We start from the raw sequence: 759 nt of genomic DNA on the forward strand, positions 1-759 counted from the left end.
CTTGGAGTTCTTTGCCGTTGTATTTGTACTTATAAGAAGGATTTCCCGCCAAAGGATTATATCCCTCATGTTTCAATCCGAATGGATAGTAATTGTTTTCCTCTAGAACTTCTATTCCGCTTCCATTATGGAAATAGCTTAATCTTACGTTTCCTAAATGGTCTGTATAGTTGTAAATATACTTATTATTTTCAAAATTAAAGTACCCTTCAGAGGTAGGAACAAATTTCAGGCTTCCTTCTGTATACTGGAAGCCATCCAGATAATCTGTGGCCAAGCCTGCGGTTCCATATTTTCTGATCTTCACCCCGTCGGAACGGTAGATGTAATTGGTAATTTTCGCATCCTGGGTAACCTGCCCCGGTAAATTCAAATAATTATACCTGATCGAGGAAATTCCTTTATCGGGATGAATCGTCATATTCCCGTTGTCATCATAGGTAATATCATTGCCTCCTATAGGATAGCCAGAGGGGTTCATATAAGCATCGGATACTTTATCCAACTTGTTTCCTGTGTAATTGTACACCAGGTTATCAATCACCAACGCTGTGGTACTTCCCGGAAGTATTCCCTGAGTTCTTATCAGGTTCAGGATGTTTCCGTTCAGATCATAGGCGAAAAGTTCATTGTACTCCTGAGCGGAAGGATTGCTGTCTTTCTGGTAAAAGCCTGCGGTAAGCCTGTTCAGATTATCATACACATAACCGTATCTTCTCAGATTGTCATTGGTAACTGTGGATGTTTTCCAATCGATCT

The 759-nt window shown here is 40.2% G+C and carries 1 pseudogene; it reads right to left on the bottom strand.

The annotated features are described in order from the left end of the window. Nucleotides 1-759 (bottom strand): annotated as a pseudogene (locus F3J23_RS21530) (RHS repeat-associated core domain-containing protein); the annotation flags it as partial.

Source organism: Chryseobacterium sp. Tr-659, assembly GCF_011752975.1.
Taxonomy (GTDB): domain Bacteria; phylum Bacteroidota; class Bacteroidia; order Flavobacteriales; family Weeksellaceae; genus Chryseobacterium.